The sequence below is a fragment of the Dapis brunnea BLCC-M229 genome (assembly GCF_050015995.1).
Taxonomy (GTDB): domain Bacteria; phylum Cyanobacteriota; class Cyanobacteriia; order Cyanobacteriales; family Microcoleaceae; genus Trichodesmium.
Genome location: NZ_JBNHEP010000173.1, coordinates 1 through 1,884 on the forward strand (window position 1 = coordinate 1; position 1,884 = coordinate 1,884).

Here is a 1,884-nt window from a genome sequence, read left to right on the forward strand (position 1 = left end):
ATTACTTTAACTGCAACGTCTTAGTTATTTGACTTTAAAGTTTATAGATAGAAATTTGAGATTCCGGTCTGAGATATTGATGGAAAATTACTTTAACTACAACGTCTTAGTTATTTGACTTTAAAGTTTATAGATCGAAATTTGAGATTCCGGTCTGAGAGACTGATGGAAAATTACTTCAAGTAGTCTTAAAATAATCATACATATAATTTGTAAACTTATAGATACTATTTTTCAAGTATTTTTTGGTAAAGTTCGGTTAATTATTGCTTGCCAAAAATATCATTGCTTGTCTTATGTTCATACCAGAAAAAATTCAACTTAACCCTCAAGCTTACCTCAAATGTGCCGTTTGTGGAGAAGAATATCCCTTAGAATTACGTTATCGTTGCCAGGCTTGTGATGGAGGTGTCTTGAATGTTGTCTACAGCACCACTCAAACATTAAAATCTGGTTCTGGACTTTCGCGCTTTGAAGACTTTGTTCCAATTCAACCCCTCCCAGAATTTGACTGTCCAGAAACTCCTCTGATTCGATTCGACAATCCTCAATATGTTGACCATGATGGGATTTACTGTAAAGTTGAAGGAGCTTTAGCCACAGGAAATACAAAATACCGACAGAGTTGTATGGCAACGCCAGGATTGTTATGGGGTGGAGTTAAAGAATTTGTCGTCTCTTCTACAGGCAATTCCTCTTCAAGTTTCATGTACTGGGCTAAAAAACTTGAGGGTCTAATTAGGCTTCATGTTTTTGTTCCATCAACCCATCGGCATCGGTTAAAGTTTGATAATCCCTATGCCACGATACATGAAACAAATGTAGATTTTGTGGAAACTGGCAAATTAGCCAAAGAATATGCTTTAGAGAATAATCTCTTCTGGGAAGGTGGATTTTTCAACTTCTTTCGTCGCGAAGGTTTGAAAACTGGCTATATGGAAGGAGCCACCCAATTGGATTTCCAAGTTGATGTAGTCTTTCAACCTATCAGTAGTGGGATGGGTTTTTATGGAGGATATTTTGGATTTAAGCAGCTTTTAGCTAATGGGTATATTGAGAAAATGCCTCGTTTTGTTGCTGTCCAGCAAGATACTTGCCCTCCTGTTTATACAGCATTTCATAGTGATCGAGAACAAATCGCCGATGAAGATATTGTCCGGAATCCTACAGGGAAGGCTGAGGCAATTCTTCGGGGTAATCCTACCGCTAGTTACCCTTATTTGCGGGATTTAATTCTAGAGACTCAGGGAACTGTGGTTGCTCCAACTCAAGCAGAACTTTTGGAGAGTTACGAGATTTTACAAGAGACTGGTATTTCCGCTTGTCATACTGCGGCGTTATCTTTAGCAGCCTGTAAAAAGTTAATTGTTGACGGATGGATTTCCTCATCAGAAAAATGCTTGCTGATGTTAACTGGAGGACGAAGTTAGGCATGAGAATTAAATAAATTCTAGAAAATTATGGAGTTATTAAAATAACTCCCATTATCAAAATAATTGAGTCTAAAACCTCGCCTTTTAAGGCGAAATATTTTTGGAGCGGTACTCAAATCCCCGTTACAAAAATAACTTCTGACTTCTGACTTCTAACTTCTAACTTCTAACTTCGTTAATAGGGGTAAGCATTCAGCTTTTCCCCAAAAATCCGTAAATCTCTCAACTATTTTTCATCCCGACTCAAGAGAGAAACTATATTTATCCTCAAAATTTTCATCTCCCTAAAACTCGGCAAGATTCCAAAGTATTTTTCAGAAAATCATACCTACGAAACCTTTTCAAATTCCATCATGCTAGCTGGGAAAATTCCTCATATAAATTTCTAACTTTTCTCCAGCTAAAGATTCTAAATTTTCGAGAGCAAAAAACAGTTCCTTGAGAAGAGCGC

Annotated in this window: 1 protein-coding gene; it reads left to right on the plus strand. The window is 37.1% G+C overall.

The features are described 5' to 3' along the window. Positions 1-296 precede the first annotated feature (296 nt). Positions 297-1,430, plus strand: coding sequence for a threonine synthase (locus ACP6PM_RS19940; protein WP_426587679.1), 1,134 nt, complete (start codon positions 297-299; stop codon positions 1,428-1,430). The last annotated feature ends 454 nt before the right edge of the window (positions 1,431-1,884 follow it).